The sequence below is a fragment of the Candidatus Latescibacterota bacterium genome, assembly GCA_020633725.1.
Classification (GTDB): Bacteria; Krumholzibacteriota; Krumholzibacteriia; order JACNKJ01; family JACNKJ01; genus VGXI01.
Genome location: JACKDC010000001.1, coordinates 455,942 through 470,468, shown reverse-complemented (window position 1 = coordinate 470,468; position 14,527 = coordinate 455,942). Strand labels below are relative to the sequence as shown.

Annotated in this window: 9 protein-coding genes; all 9 read right to left on the bottom strand. The window is 74.0% G+C overall.

From position 1 onward, the window contains the following. Window positions 1-31: 31 nt before the first annotated feature. Entirely contained in the window at window positions 32-697 is a 666-nt protein-coding gene (locus tag H6693_02010; protein ID MCB9514948.1) for a MotA/TolQ/ExbB proton channel family protein, read from the bottom strand. 154 nt (window positions 698-851) lie between these two features. Further along, entirely contained in the window at window positions 852-1,670 is an 819-nt protein-coding gene (locus H6693_02005) for a methyltransferase domain-containing protein (GenBank protein ID MCB9514947.1), read from the bottom strand. Beyond that, window positions 1,667-3,685, bottom strand: a complete 2,019-nt coding sequence (ligA, locus tag H6693_02000) for an NAD-dependent DNA ligase LigA (protein ID MCB9514946.1) — start codon at window positions 3,683-3,685, stop codon at window positions 1,667-1,669. Before ligA ends, H6693_02005 begins: the two co-directional genes overlap by 4 nt. Window positions 3,686-3,711: 26 nt before the next feature. After that, window positions 3,712-5,322 carry a hypothetical protein gene (locus H6693_01995; protein ID MCB9514945.1) on the bottom strand — a complete coding sequence of 537 codons (1,611 nt, stop codon included), beginning with the start codon at window positions 5,320-5,322 and terminating at the stop codon, window positions 3,712-3,714. Window positions 5,323-5,345: 23 nt separating this feature from the next. Continuing rightward, complete coding sequence (locus tag H6693_01990; protein ID MCB9514944.1) at window positions 5,346-8,720, bottom strand: hypothetical protein; 3,375 nt, start codon at window positions 8,718-8,720, stop codon at window positions 5,346-5,348. Continuing rightward, window positions 8,720-9,613, bottom strand: coding sequence for a hypothetical protein (locus tag H6693_01985; protein ID MCB9514943.1), 894 nt, complete (start codon window positions 9,611-9,613; stop codon window positions 8,720-8,722). The genes H6693_01990 and H6693_01985 overlap by 1 nt, the downstream gene beginning before the upstream one ends. Continuing rightward, window positions 9,604-10,416 carry a hypothetical protein gene (locus tag H6693_01980; GenBank protein ID MCB9514942.1) on the bottom strand — a complete coding sequence of 271 codons (813 nt, stop codon included), beginning with the start codon at window positions 10,414-10,416 and terminating at the stop codon, window positions 9,604-9,606. Before H6693_01980 ends, H6693_01985 begins: the two co-directional genes overlap by 10 nt. A gap of 1 nt (window position 10,417) precedes the next feature. Then, window positions 10,418-11,173 carry a hypothetical protein gene (locus tag H6693_01975; protein ID MCB9514941.1) on the bottom strand — a complete coding sequence of 252 codons (756 nt, stop codon included), beginning with the start codon at window positions 11,171-11,173 and terminating at the stop codon, window positions 10,418-10,420. Next, a complete protein-coding gene (locus tag H6693_01970) occupies window positions 11,170-14,520 on the bottom strand; it encodes an immune inhibitor A (protein ID MCB9514940.1) in 3,351 nt (1,116 codons plus the stop codon). Before H6693_01970 ends, H6693_01975 begins: the two co-directional genes overlap by 4 nt. Window positions 14,521-14,527: the final 7 nt, after the last annotated feature.

Here is a 14,527-nt window from a genome sequence, read left to right as displayed (position 1 = left end):
GCCGGCTGCCCGCGAAGCTCGGTGAACGTGCCTAGGCGGAAATGCGGCCCGCGATCACGTCCGGCTTCTCCGGACGGTTCTCGAGGTAGTTGAGCAGACGCATGGCGCCCGCATCAAGGTCCTCGGCACGTCGGCTCTGGAGATTGACCAGAACGGCATGGGCCAGCAGGCAGGGAATGGCCACGATGAGGCCGAAGGAGGTGGTGTTCATCGCCTGGGCGATGCCCGCGGCGAGCACGGCGGCCTTCTCGGCCGCGTTGGTGACCACGAGGGAGCGGAAGGCCACCTGGAGGCCGAAGATCGTCCCCAGGAGACCGGCCAGCGTGGCCACGTTGGCGAAGGTGCTCAGGTAGCCCAGGCGCTGGGAGAAGCGCGGCACCTCGCGCAGGGCGACCTCCTCCACCGCCTGCCGGATCTCGCTGTTGCTGTGGCCGTCGCGGTAGCGCTCGATGGCCACGGCCAGCACGGCGTTCAGCGGTCCCCGCTGCCGGGTGACGGCCCGCAGGGCCCGCTCCGGCAGGCCGTGGTTCAGGGCGCTCACGGCTTCGGCCACCAGCGGACCGGAGCGGTCGCGGCAGCGCAGCAGGAAGAAGACGGCCCGTTCGACGATCACTGCCGCCGCAGCGCCCACGATGGCGAGGATGGCCCACATCAGCGGGCCGCCGTCTGCGAAGTAGCGAGCGATCAGATCCAGCATGCGTGTCCTTTGCCGCGGGACGGCGGTGACGTCCGGTGCAGTCCGCCAGGCCCGGTGTAAGATTGGCCGACCGCTTCGTCGCCGGTCGCGCGCCGCCGGAACCTCATTCTGTCATTCGAACGGAAGCTATTATCGCACACGGGTCTGGCCGCGGTCAACGGGGCCGCCGGCGCGCCACCAGCGACGCCGTGCGCGCGGCCGGTTCGCGCTCCCCTTCGCGATAGGCGACGATTTCCAGCAAATCCTCGTAGTGCCGCTGGAGTTCCAGCGGCTCCAGCAGCCACTGGGGCCGGCGCGGTTTGCCCCGGTGCCCCTGGAGAAAACTTTCGTAGATCAGGACCCCGCCGGGGGCCAGCGCGTCCGCCAGCCGGGGCAGCAGGGGCCGGTGAAGGAAGTTGAAAACCAGGAGCCCGTCAAGGGCGGCACGCGGCAGCGCGTCCGGGCGGGTGACGTCCCCCACCCGCGCGTCGAGGTCCACTCCGTGGCGAGCGGCCAGCCCCCGCGCGAAGGCCACGGCCTCCGGCAGGATGTCCTCGCCCTCCACCCGGAACCCCCGCAGCGCCAGCCAGACCGCGTTGCGGCCGCTGCCCATGGCCAGATCGAGGACGCGACCGCCGGCCGGCAACAGCTGCCAGTGTTCGGCGAGCCAGGGGCTGGGCGACCAGAGCGGGCTGGCGGCGCCCAGGTCCAGCGCGTCGGCCGGCCAGTCGGCGGGCGGCTCGTCGGTCCAGGCCAGCGACCAGCGCGCGCGGCGCTGCAGGCGATGGGCGCCCTCGGCGGCGAGTTCGCCCCCCACCACGAAGAGCTCCGCCCCGCGCCGGGGCAGCTCGTGGATGCGGGCGTCGATCTCGTCCAGGGGGACGTTGCCCGCACCCGGCAGATGCCCGCGCGCGAAGTCCTCCGCCGGACGCAGGTCCAGGCAGGCCGGGCGGTGCGTGGCCGCCAGCCAGTCGCGAACGCCGAGGCGCCTCACGCCTCGGCGTCCCTCAGCGCGCGGAGGCGCGCCTCGTCCCAGATCTCCACGCCCAGCTCGCGCGCCTTGCTCAGCTTGCTGCCGGCCTTCTCGCCGGCGAGCAGCAGATCGGTGCGGGACGAGACGCTGCCCGTCACCTTGGCGCCCCGCGCCTCGCACCAGGCCTTGAGGGCGTCGCGGTCGACGTCCGCGAAGCTGCCGGTGATGACCACGGTCTTGCCGGCCAGGGGGCCGTCCGCCGCGGGCGCGGGCGCCTCCGCGTCCGACGCGTCGAAGAAGCCCACCGCCTCGAGCGCCGCGAGCTCCCGGTTCACCCCCTCGGCCGCCAGGCTCTCCAGCACGGCGGCGGCCACCACCGGCCCCACGGCGTCGAGCGCCTGCAGCTCCTCCAGCGTGGCCGCGCGCAGCCGCGCGAGGTCGGGGAAGCGCGCCGCGAGGATGCGCGCCGTCTCGGCGCCCACGTGGCGGATGCCGAGCGCGAAGAGCTTCGCGCGCCAGGGCCGGCGGCGCGCCCCGTCGATGGCGGCCACCAGGTTCGCCGCACTCTTGGGCCCCATGCGCTCCAGCTCGAGCAGCTGCGCCTCCGTGAGCGTGAACAGGTCGGCGAAGCCTTCCACCAGGCCCTGGTCGACGAGCACGTCGATCCACTGCTTGCCGAGGCCCTCGATGTCCAGCGCGCCGCGCGACGCGAAGTGCTCGAGCCGCCGCCGCAGCTGGGCGGGACAGCGGGGGTTCTCGCAGCGGACCGCCACCTCCTCCTCGGCGAAGGAGAGCGCCGCGCCGCAGGCGGGGCAGCGCGTGGGAAAGACGAAGGGCTGCTGGCTGCCGTCGCGCGCGTCGGTCAGGACGCCGAGCACCTTGGGGATCACCTCGCCGCCCTTTTCCACCAGCACCGTGTCGCCGACGCGGAGGTCCTTGCGCTCGATCTCGTCGCGGTTGTGCAGCGTCGCGCGGCTCACGGTCGTCCCCGCAAGCTGCACGGGATCCAGCTCCGCCACGGGGGTGACCGCACCCGTGCGCCCCACCTGCAGCACGATGTCGCGCAGCCGCGTGCTCACCTGCTCCGCCGCGAACTTGTAGGCGATGCCCCAGCGCGGCGAGCGCGCCGTGGCGCCGAGCTGGGCCTGGAGCCCGAGGGAGTCGAGCTTGATGACGGCGCCGTCGGTGGCGTAGGGCAATGCCGCGCGCTCGGCGTCCAGCGCATCGACGGCCTCGCGCACCGCCTCCTCCCCGCGGCAGCGGCGCGTGGCGAGCACCGGCAGCCCCAGCGTCGCCGCGCGCTCGAGGCGCCCGCTGTGCGTGTCGCCGAGCTCGTCGCCGAGCACGGCATAGACCGCCAGGGACAGCCCCCGCCGCGCCACCTCGCGGCTGTCCAGCAGCTTCAGCGTGCCCGCGGCCAGGTTGCGGGGGTTGGCGAAGCGCTCCTCGCCGGCCGCCGCCCGCGCGGCGTTCAGCGCGGCGAAGCGCTCGCGGTCGAGGTAGGCCTCGCCGCGCGCGGTGAGGCTCACGGGCTCGGCGAGCTGCGCGGGCACGTTGAGAAAGGTGAAGACGTTGGGCGTCACCAGATCTCCCTGCACCCCGTCGCCTCGCGTGGCGGCCCGCTCCAGACGCCCCGCGACGTACTCCAGCGAGAGGGCCACGCCGTCCACCTTGGGCTCCACCGACCAGTCGAGCGGCGCGTCGTCGCCCGCCTCCAGCGCGCGACGCGTGCGGGCGAAGAACTCGTCCAGCTCCGCCCGGCTGTAGGTGTTGGCGAGCGAGAGCATCGGCTCGGCGTGGACGTGCGGCGGAAACGCCGCGTCGCGCGCCTCGCCCACGCGCTGGGTGGGACTGTCCGGCCGGGCGAGCGCGGGGTGCGCGGCCTCGAGGGCGACGAGCTCGGCCATCAGCGCGTCGTAGTCCTGGTCGCTGATGGTGGGCGACGCCTCGGCGTAGTAGCGGCGATCGTGCTCTCGGATCGCGTCCACCAGCTCTCGCCAGCGTGCGGCGGCGCGCGCCGTTCGGTCCCGGGGCATGCCCCTCCTCCCGCCGCGGCGGGCTGCTAGAAGCCGGTGTCCAGGGCCAGGTGGACGCGCAGGTCCGCCAGGCGCTTGCTCTCGCCCATGGCCAGGGCGAGGGAGAGCTGGCCGCGGGGCCCCGGCGCGAGGAGGCCCAGGCCCGCGCCCCAGCCGCGGAAGCTCGCCGTGGGCGCGCCGTCGCGGCGCCAGCGGCCCCAACCATAGTCGAGGAACAGGGAAAGCTCAAGAGGCTCCCCCAGCGCGAGTTCCGCGCTCGTCGACGCGACGCGGTCGCCCCGGAAGAACTCCTCGTCGTAGCCGCGCAGGCTGAGCGCGCCGCCCAGAGGATAGAGCTCCGCGGCGTTGAAGCCGCCCTCGGCGCTGTGGACGAGATCGCCCACGCCCTTCAGCCGCAGCTTCCAGAGGGGCGCGAGCCGGACGGTCCAGCGCCCCTCGCCCTCCACCGCGTACTGGCGCTCGCGGCCCTCCTCCCCGGGCAGGGTGGAGCGCTTGATGAGCAGGTCGCCCACCAGGCGCAGGCGACGGTCCAGCCCCCCACCTTCGCCGAGTCCGCGCCAGGCGAGGCCGAAGCGGTGCCGCCGCCGGCTCATGGTGGCGTCGCTGGCCACGTCGCCCGTGGCGAGGCCGAAGAGACTGCGCTCGTAGCCGATGCCCGCGATGCCCTCCCAGCCGGCGGGCAAGAGCAGGCGCAGGTCCGCCTCCACCGAGAGCTGCAGGAAGGTGGAGTCCTGCTTGGCGCGGTGGAAGCCGAGGTCCATCGCCACGGGCCGGCCCAGCAGCCGCGGCTCCGAGAGCGACAGGTCCACGCGGCTGCGCTGCCGCCCCTGCCAGTCGCCGCCGAGCTGCCAGCGACGTCCGCGGCCGAAGGGGCTGAAGAAGTCCAGGTCCAGCGCGCCGCTGGTCTCGCCGGAGCCGCTGCCGAGCAGCGCCGTGATGCGGTTCGGCCGCGGGCGCTCCACGACGCGGTAGAGCACGCCCACCTGGCCGCGCACGGGATCCCAGCCCAGCTCCGGCCGGTCCACGCGGTCGAACCAGCCGCTGGCCGCCAGCCGTTCGCGGCCGCGCTCGGCGGCGGCGCGGGTCATGGGCACGTCGCGCGGGAGGTCGAGGTAGTCGACGAGGAAGTCCTCCCCCAGCCGCCTCCCGCCCAGCACGCGCAGCGGCCCGAGCTTCCCGCCGGGACCCGGCTGCAGGATGGCCGTCAGCGCGAGCGTGTCGCCGTCCGCGGGCCGCAGCCAGAGCTGCGCGAAGGGATGGCCGCCCCGGTCCATGAGCGTCAGCCAGTCGCGCGCCTCCCGCTGGAAGTCCGCCGGCGAGGCGATCAGCGCGTCCGCCCGCCATGGCGCCGCCGCCGTCTCCCCGGCGAGGGAGTCCACCCGCGCGGGGTGCGGACGCGCCCCCAGGGCGCGCAGGCTGCGGCCCTGCAGCACGAGGCTGTCCGCCCGCCAGCCGGCGGCCTCGATCGCCAGCGCCGCGCGCGCCAGACGCGCCCCCGGATCGCCCCCGGCGCGTCCCAGCGCGTCCAGCTGCCGTGCCAGGCCCTCGGGCAGCGGCGCCGCCGCGGACAGCCCCGCCCCGCCGCTCAGCAGGAGGGCGAGGAGGAGTCCGCGCAGGGCGCGCTTCATCTCATGCATCGCTGCAAGTGCCATCGCCATCCCTAGAAGAATGCACGGCTTTCCAGTCTCAATCGCTGCCGGGCGTCCGTGTCGGCCTCCTCGCGGAGCTCGTAGCGGGCGCTCAGGGTCAGGTTGCCCCCCGCCTGCACGGTGGACTCGAGGCGCAGCACGCGGGTCCAGCCGGGTGCGTCGAAGAACCAGGGGCGGCCGGCGGCGGGATCGCCCTCGGTGTAGTCGTTGTGGCTCAGCTGCCAGCGCGCCTCGAGGCGCAGGCTGTTCACGGGCGTGAGGGCGAGGCCCGGCTCCAGGCTGAGCACCCGAAGGCCGAGGGCCCGCGCATCGTCCCGCTGCAGGCTCAGGTCGCCGGTGAGGGTGGCCGTGAGCCGTCCCGGCAGGTGACGGGCGCCGGCCAAAGCGCTGCCGCGCTGTCCCACCGCGTAGTCGCCGCCGCCGCCCTCCACGCCGCGCCGCTCGCGGCGCTCGAGCCGGAGCGTCCACTCCAGGCTGCCGCTGTCGCCGCTCCAGCGGCTGCGCAGGGCGTGGCTCCACTCGCTCTCGTCGACGCTCCCGGCGGTGTCGCGGGCGTCCAGGCGCGCCAGCCGCCGGAAGCGATAGCGCAGCTCCTGTCCGCCGCGCGGACGGTAGCGCAGCTCCTGCCACAGCTCCGCGCTCCCGAGCAGCGTGCTGCCCACGCGGCGGAAGCGCGCCGGATCCAGGCGCGCCAGCGCCCAGGGCGAGGCGTCGCGGTTCTGCTCACGCAGCGTCACGCGCGACTCGCTCCCCAGACGCGAGAGCCAGCGACCCTTGCGCGCCTCCAGGTGCTGCAGCCGGGTCTCCAGCTCCAGGTTCTGCGTGCGCACGGCCTCCTCGGCGAGGAGACTCAGGCGGCGGTAATCGCCCTCCCCTTCGCCGACGTAGACGCCGTCCTCGTTGAGGTCGCCGAGGCCCAGCCCCACGAACACGAGACGGCTCTGGCGCAGACGCTGCCGCTGACTGCCGAGGCGGTACAGCAGATCTCCCCCCCAGCCACCGGGGCGGGCGAGCCAGGTGCCGCGCGCCTCGGCCTGGAACTGCTCCGTGTCGAGACTTCCGCGGCGGCGCTGGTAGTGCGCGGTGAGATCGAGGCGGCCGCTCGCCGGCAGCCCTCCGGCGACGGCGCTGCGCAATCGCCGCACGCGGTCCTGCGCCGCGCCGGCCTCGATGCCCTCCTCGCGCCAGCTGAAGCTCCAGAGCCCGCCGCCGCGCGCGCCGAAGCGAAGCTCCGCGCCGCTGCGCGTGTGGTTGGCGCGCAGCTCGGGCGTGCGCAGCGCGTCCAGGCTGTCGGGATGGTCCAGGCGCGCGCGTTCCACGTCGACCTGCGCGCCCCGCAGCAGGGGCAGCGGCAGATCGACCGTGAGCCGGCCTTCCAGGCGCGAGCCGTCGCCCAGGAGCGAGTCGCTGCTCGAGACCGCCGCGCCGGCCGCCCGCAGGCCGAGATCCGCGCGGCCCAGGCCGCCGTCCAGCGTGCCGCGCAGGCCGTCGAAGCGGTTGCCGAGACTCAGGCTCTCCACGCCGCCGTGAAGACTGCGCCAGGGGGAATCGCCCCAGTCGAGGGCGAGGCCGAGGCGGCGCTCGTCGAGGCGTCCCGGATCCCAGGGCAGGTTCCACAGGCGATAGTCGGACGCGCCGCGCCGTGCCCCCGGAAAGCGGAAGCGCTCCTCCTGGCGCTCGGCGCTGGCACGCAGCGTGAGCGGCTGGCCGCCGGGCTCGGCCACGCGCCCGGCCAGCGCGGCCCGGAAGGCGCCGCCGAGGTTGTCGCCGTCGTCGCGCGAGGAGAGCAGGTTCGCGTCGCGGTCGCTCAGCGCGAGCTCGGCCTCGCCCTCCACGCCGGCGCCCGACCAGTCCAGCCGCAGGCTTTCCAGGCGGTAGGATTCGGGCAGGGCCAGCTGCTCCCCCAGGGCGAAGCTGCCCTGGCCCTGGCCCGCGTAGCCGAAGTAGCGCTCGCCGTCCGCGCTCACGCCGAGGGCGCGGTAGTCGCCCTGGCCCGCGCCAAGCTCGCGAAAGCGCAGGACGTAGTCGCCGAGAGAGTCCACCCAGGCGTAGGTGTCGAGGTCGGGCAGCGTCGGATCCTCGTGGGTGAGAACGTAGCGCCCCGCGCCGGGACGCGGGATCACGCCGTCCGTGATGGCCAGCGCCGCGTCGTCTCCCGCCGCGGCCAGCGCCGCCCGGTGCGCGTCGTCGAGGCCGAAGGCCAGGGGGCGGGCGGTGTCGTCGCTCTCCTCGAAGTGCAGCAGATCCACGCGAAGCGCGCCGAGCCGCGCGCCCGCGCTCGCGCCCCAGGCGCCGCGCTCCCAGCTCTCCTGCGAGTAGCGGAAGTCCACCCGGATGATGTCCCCCTCGCTCACGGGCTGCCCGCTGCTGAAGGTGACCGACGCCTGGTCGTAGTCGATCACGTAGTCGCGGTCGCGTCCGCGGGTCAGCACGCGGCCGTTCAGCCGCACCGTCTCGCTGCCGGCCAGGATGACCGCGCCGTTGCTGCGCAGCGCGCTCAGCAGTTCGTAGGGCCCCTGCAGCCCTTCGCTGCCGGTGAATTCGAGGCTCGTGAAGAGGCCCTGGCTCCGCGCCAGCCAGAGGCCGGCGCCGCCCCGCGCACCGCGCCACTCGCCCTGGATCCCCTGGAAGTCGCGGTGGAAGGGCGTGAGCTCCCGCTCCGGCGCCTCGAAGACGAAGTCGCCCACCCGCGCGCGGCCCGCGGGGCCGGCGATCTGCAGGAACACCTTGTCCAGCTCGTCGAGACGCTCCGTGTTGCCCTCGGGCTGGAAGGGCAGGTTGTCGTCGCGCAGCACCGCCTCCACCACGGTGGAGTCGCCGAGACGCCCCTGCAGCTGCACGCGCAGGCTCTGCTCGAGCGCGAAGTCCTCGCCCTCGCCCATGCGCAGCACGAGCGACTTGCTGCCCCCGAGCGTGAAACTCGCGGGCACCGCCGCCGCGCCCGCCTCCGTCGAGGGAGGGGAAGCGCCCGACGCCGCGCGGGCCGTGTCGGCGTCGGCGAGGAGACTCAGCTCCTGCCAGGAGCGGAAGGGGGCGAGTTCGAGACGGCGGGGCAGCCCCCAGGGCAGCCGCTCGGCGGAGAACTCCAGCAGGGCGCCCGGCGCGGGCTCGAGCAGCTCCAGGGCGCCCTGGCCAAAGTCGAGGCGGTAGTCGCGCCCCGGCGCGAGGGCCTGACCGTCCAGCAGGACGCTCTCGCTGCCCGGCACGATCGCGAGCGCCTGCAGCTCCACCCGCCGTTGTCCGGCTTCGAGTCGGGCCGTCATGCGATAGGTGAGGAGATCGCGATAGGGCGCGGTGATGACGCTATCTGCCGACTCGGCGGCCACCGCAGCCGGCGCGCCGGGCAGCAGCAGCAGCAGGGCTGCGAGCAGTCGGCCCGTGCGCATCAGGGGGCCTCGCCGGCCTCCGTCGCCGGGACCAGCAGCCGGACCGTGCTCGCGTCCTTGAGCACGTAGGCCCTGGGCAGCGGCCGGAAGCCGAAGTGCAGTTCTTCGCCCTCGGGGCCGTGGGCGACGAGGAGCTCGTCGTCGTCGTTCACCGCCAGACGTAGCTCGCCGTCCGGCAGGTCGAGCGGCCAGCTCCCCAGCGCGTTGCCGGCGCCGTTCAGGTGATGCACCCGCGCCGGCCAGCCCTCGGCCACGTAGAGGCCGCCGCGCTCGTCGGGGCACCAGTCGAGCAGCGGACCGCGGTAGCCGGGCAGGCGCGTCTCGAGCTCCCAGCTCGCGAGGCGCTGCCCCGCGCGGCTCAGCACCAGGAAGCGCCCGCCGCCCTGCTCGCTCACCCAGATCCTGCCGCCGCGATCCGCGCGCAGCCGCCGCCAGGGACGGTCCTCGGGCAGCGGCCAGCGCTCCTTCGCCTCCCCCCGACGCCCGATGCGCTGCACGGCGCCGCCCCCGTCCACCAGCAGCAGCCAGTCCGTGCCGTCGGCGCTGATGGACTCCGGCCAGTCGCGGCCGGGGAGGTCGCCCCCCAGCAGCCGCTGCTCGACGTCGTCGCCGTCGAGCACCAGATGCAGGCCGCCCTCCGGATCGAGCAGCAGGAGATCGCCGCCGAAGCCGCCCAGCGCCATGTCCCGGGCGGGCGAGGCGCCGAAACGACGTCGCTCGCGCACGGTCAGTCGGGTGAAGCCGCCGCCGAGTCCGTAGCGATGGATCGAGACGTCCTGCGCGCCGGCCTGCGCGGGGACGTCGGCCTGCCGGTCGGCGGCGAGAAGCAGCGGCAGCGCCAGAAGTGCGAGGAGGCCGCCGAGGCGGCGAGGACGGCCCCGGCTCAGAAGCACCGGGTCCAGCGCAGGCTGAGGGCAAGGCCGTCCGCGCGCGGCTCGGCCCCGAACTGCAGGCTCGCCTGCTCCGCGTCGAGGCCGCTGCGGATGGCCTCGCGGCTCCGGTAGACGCGCCAGGTGTCCACCATGGCCACCACGCGGTTCACCAGCAGCGCGTAGAGCGTGTAGGTGGCGCGGCGCTCGGCGTTGTTGCTGGCCTTGCGCTTGGCCAGGTAAGCGAAGCGACGGTCGTCGCTGTTCCAGTCCCAGGCGTCGGCCTCGCCGATCTCGTTCTCGGCGATGTAGCTGTAGTACTCGGGGGTCCCGAAGCCGTACTCGCGGCGCGCCTGGTAGCGCAGCCACTCGTTGTAGTCCAGCCAGCTCGCGTTCTGGCCGACGGCCTTCCAGTAGTCGTCCGGGTGGTCGCCGCCCGTCACGCCGGCGAAGACCTGCCCCATCTCGATGTAGTCGTCGCGGCGCAGCTTCTCCTGCACCTTGAAGGTGCTGTAGGTGCCCCAGGTGGCCGCCTCCGCGCCCATGAAGATCAGCCCGCGCCCTGGCGCGCCGAGATAGCGCTGTCCCCAGCCGGGCAGGAGCGCCGTGCGCCAGAGCCCGCCCACGAGACCGCGCTGGCCGCTGGGACGCTCCTGGATGCCCATCCGCCCCTGCGGCGCCGGCTCCGGCCGCCGCCAGGCCTGGGGCCGGGACAGGGACGCGCCGCTCCAGTCCGCCGGCAGCGCGCGGGCGCCGCCGGCCAGGGCGGCCAGGACGAGCAGCGCGAGGGCGACGCGCAGGGACCGTGTGCTCTGCATGGGGATCACGCTACCATCTCCTCGTCAGGGCGAGCGCGAAGCGCGACTCGCGCGGGTCCACGGGCGCCATCTCCAGACGCCAGCCGCGGTCCAGTTCCTGCGGCGGCACGCCGGCCTCGAGGCGGCGCAGCATCAGGAAGGTGTCCGCCAGCGACACCACCCGGCCCACCACCAGCGCGTAGATGAAGTGCTCGGCCGTGGTGAAGGCGTCGTTGCTGTCCTTGCGCATGGCCGCGTAGACGTATCGGTTCGCCGAGTCGTCGGCGCTTTCACTGTAGTCGTCCCAGCCCCAGCGGTACCAGTCGTACTTGCCGAGATTCTCGTAATAGTGCTGGGGGTCCTCCTGGTAGGGCGCGAAGTGGCTCTCCAGGTAGTCCTGGTGGCCGTCGCGCCAGAAGTCCATGGCGCTGGCAATGGTGTCGGGCCAGGCGTAGGCGTCCCACTGCTCGGGAGTGACCCAGTCCATCCAGTCGGGCTGGCCGTCCGGGCTCCAGGCGCTGGCCCAGCGCGCCTCTTCCCAGTGCGCCTCGGCGTAGGCCTCATAGTCGTGGCGGAGCTCGAACCCACGGTCACGATAGTAGAAGTTGCCGGCCCAGCAGCCGGCCTCCAGGGCGAAGTGGGTCAGCGCGATCCGCTTGTGGCCAAGGCTCCACTCCCCCATGCCCGGGATCAGCAGCGAGTAGAGCAGCGGCTTCGCGTCCATGGCCCGCGCGCTCGGCGCAAGCAGGGTGACGATCACGAGGGCGGCGAGCGTGGCACGTTTCATCGCAAGACTCCCAGTCGACGCAGGAGGTGACGGCTCCCGGCCTCCCCTTCCACCTCGATGCGGCAGAAGTAGACGCCCGAAGCGAGGCTGCGCAGCTGCAGGGGAATCTCGAAGGGGCCGTCGACGGGGACCGTCGCCTCGCGCGTGAACTTGTGCTGCCCTTCGAGGTCGAAGAGCTCGAGTCGCACGTGGGTGCCCGCCGCCAGCGACGGATGGTGCAGCCGCACCCAGTCCGCCGCGGGGTTGGGATAGAGCAGCCAGCCCTCGGCGATGTCGCCGCCGCCCGGCTGCAGCGCGTGCTGACGCTGCCAGCGCCCGCCGCGGTCGGTGCCGCCACCGCCGGCGCCCCACTCCGCGGGCACGCCCGCGCCGCCGCTCCCGGCGAAGGCGAGCAGGAAGCCGTCGCGGCTCACCGCGTAGACGCGGCCGTCCCGCGCGATCAGATCCTGCGGCGGCGCCGCCGCCAGCGAGCGCGGCGTACCGAGCACGGGCCGCGCGTCGGCGTCCGCGACGATCAGGTGACCCGAGTCGCCGAAGACGATCAGCTCGGCCACGCCGTCGCCGGTGAGATCGGCGGCGCGCAGGCCCGACCCCACGCGCATGGGCGTGTCCAGATCGGCCAGCTCGCCGAGGCGCAACGGCCAGTTCGGATAGGCGAAGCCCTCGAAGCTCAGGCGGTGCACGCGGTCGCCCGCGGCGAGGAGCAGCTCGGGACGGCCGTCGCCGTCCAGATCCGCCACGGCGGGCTCGGCGCTCAGCGTGGCGCCGCCGAGCGGCGCGGCGAAGCGGAGCGTGGGTGCGCCGCCCGCGGGGTCCGGCGTGGCGACGCGGCCGTCGACGTGGACCCAGAAGAGCTCCTCCGGCGACTCCACGCCGTCGGCGTCCAGGTCCACGGGGCGGATCCAGAAGGGACCGTCGCCCGGGTCGGGCAGCGGATACTGCGCGACTGGCGCGTTGCCGAAGGGATCCACGAGATTGAGCGTGTCGCCCAGGGCGATGCCCAGGCGCGCGCCGTCCGCGGTCTCGACGCGGCAGAGCGGCGCCATGACGGGCAGGTCCTGCCGCGCGCCGCGGGACGCGGGCGCGAGCATCGCGCGCTTCGCGCTCGGCGCCGGTGTACCGCGCTTCAGCGAGTAGTCCAGCACGTAGAGGAAGCCGTCCTCGCCCAGCCAGAACACCGCGGCCGAGTCGCCCACGGCGATGGCCAGCGGGAGCGTGGCGGGCCCCGCGGGCAGCTCGGCGCCGCCGGCGGGCGTGGGCGGCGCGCCGGGCGAGGGGATGTTCCACACCAGCAGCGAGTCCGGCGTGAGCAGGATCCAGTCGCGCGCCGCGACGGCGGGCGCGTCGAGCAGCGCCGCGCCGCTCAGCGTGTTGCCCAGGCGCGCGGGCGCGCGCGGGGCCAGCGGCGGGCCGCTCGCGGCGTCGCTGCCGCTCACGATGAGATGGCTCTGCAGCAGCGTGTCCGGGTCGAGCGAGTCCATCACGTAGCCGAGCCAGAGCGCGTCGCCGTCGGCGAGGGGCAGCAGGCTGCCCGTGGCGGGGCGCTGGGCGAGCGTGGAGTCCACCACCGCGCGGTCGTCGCGGGGGAAACCGGTCGGCTGGCCCGCGAGTGCGATGTCGAAGGTCACGGTGGAGTCCACGAAGCCGTCGCTGTCGAGGTAGGGACTCGTCACCAGGTCGGTCATCGAGAAGCCGGAGGCGGTGCCGTCGCGCAGGCGCGTGTTGGGCACGCCCTCGGGCAGCCACTCGGTGACGTTGCCGGTGTAGAAGGGATCGCGGTCGTTGCCGCGCCAGTCGAAGGAGTAGGGATCGCCGAGGTCGCCGGCGCCGTCGGCCTCCACGAGGATCACGTGGCGGTCGTCGGCGGGGTTGATCACGTTGAGCGGGTAGAGCGTCTCGAAGTCGCGCTCGTCCACGTGCCAGGCCAGCAGCCCCGACTGCGGGATGAAGAGGTCGTACTCGCCGATGTTCTCCGCGCTGTCGGGATAGGCCGGGAAGTCCTTGGAGACGAACTGGAAGACGCCCGTGGCCTCGTCGCTCTTCACGTAGCGCCCGCCCGGCCAGAGCAGCTCCTGGCGGTTCTCGAAGAGGAAGTACTCCCGCTCGCTGAAGTCCACGCGCAGGGCCTTCACTCCGCCCGGCGCCTGCACGTTGCAGGCGGTGAGCTCGATGTCGTGCGCGCCGCCGCCGGGGCGCTCTAGGCTGCCGTCGTCCTCGCTGACCCAGCCCAGCAGCATGCGATGCCAGATGCCGAAGCTCGTGGGCAGCGCGCCGTAGACGTAGATCGGGTCGGGGTCGTCCAGCGTCTGGAAGCCGTAGAGGATCTGGTGGCCGCTGTCCATGAGATCCCAGTAGCCCACGCTCGGCCAGCCCCAGAGGGTGTTGTAGGTGTCCACCAGGTCGAGCTGGTGGCCGAACTCGTGGGCGGTGACGGCGTTCAGCGCGCCGTAGATGGGATCGGCCGGATCGGTGTCCTGGGTCGTCGTCTCCGGCAGGAGCAACACGGAGCCCAGCGGGTGCGTCCCCCCGTCCACCAGCGGCGGCTCGCCGAAGAAGATGTTGAAGCTCGGCAGGTCGTTGGGGCTGTCCTGGAAGATGTCGTTCTGCAGGTCGCTGCCGGCGTGGAAGATCATCACGTGGTCGTAGTCGGCGAAGCGCGGGCCGTCGGGGTCGGCCTGCAGCGCGACGTCGATGCTGTCCACCATCGTGCGCACGGCGCTCTCCAGCAGCTCGAGCGTCCAGTAGCCGCCCGACTCGCCCGGGCCGTAGTCGGCGATGTCGGGCAGGAGGAAGAGGCCGTCGTCGGGGCCGTCGAGAATGTCCCACTCGATCTGCAGTTTGCCGTAGCTCTGGATGCGGTAGAACTCCCGCATCGCGCGCATGTGGGCGTCGAAGAAGGCCGCGTCGTGCGGCGGCGGATCCACGCGCGTGAGCCAGCTGGCCAGCGTGTCCGCGTCGGCCATGAACTTGCCGTCGACGGGCACGGTGGTCAGGTCCGGCCGCCGGTTCTCGCGGAAGCCCAGCAGGCAGACCATGACGCGGGTGGTGCCCACGCCGGCGGCGCGATCGCCGAGCGCGTTCTCGTCAGCGGGCTGCGGCCGCTCGAGCGCCTTGCGCAGGCCGGCCGTCAGCGCCTCCACCTCCGCCCGGCGGTCCAGGCGGAGCTGCGCGTAGGGATCGCGGGCGGACGGATCCGCCACCTCGCCGCGCTCGGCGCCGGGAAGCAGCGGCTCCCAGCGGCCGGCCATGGCGGCGCCGGCCGTCAGCAGCAGCGCCAGCAGGATCCCGACGCGCGCGCCGAGGAGGGCGCCGCGCCGCTCCGGCCGAGGCTCGCGTGCGCGTGTCATGGGCGCC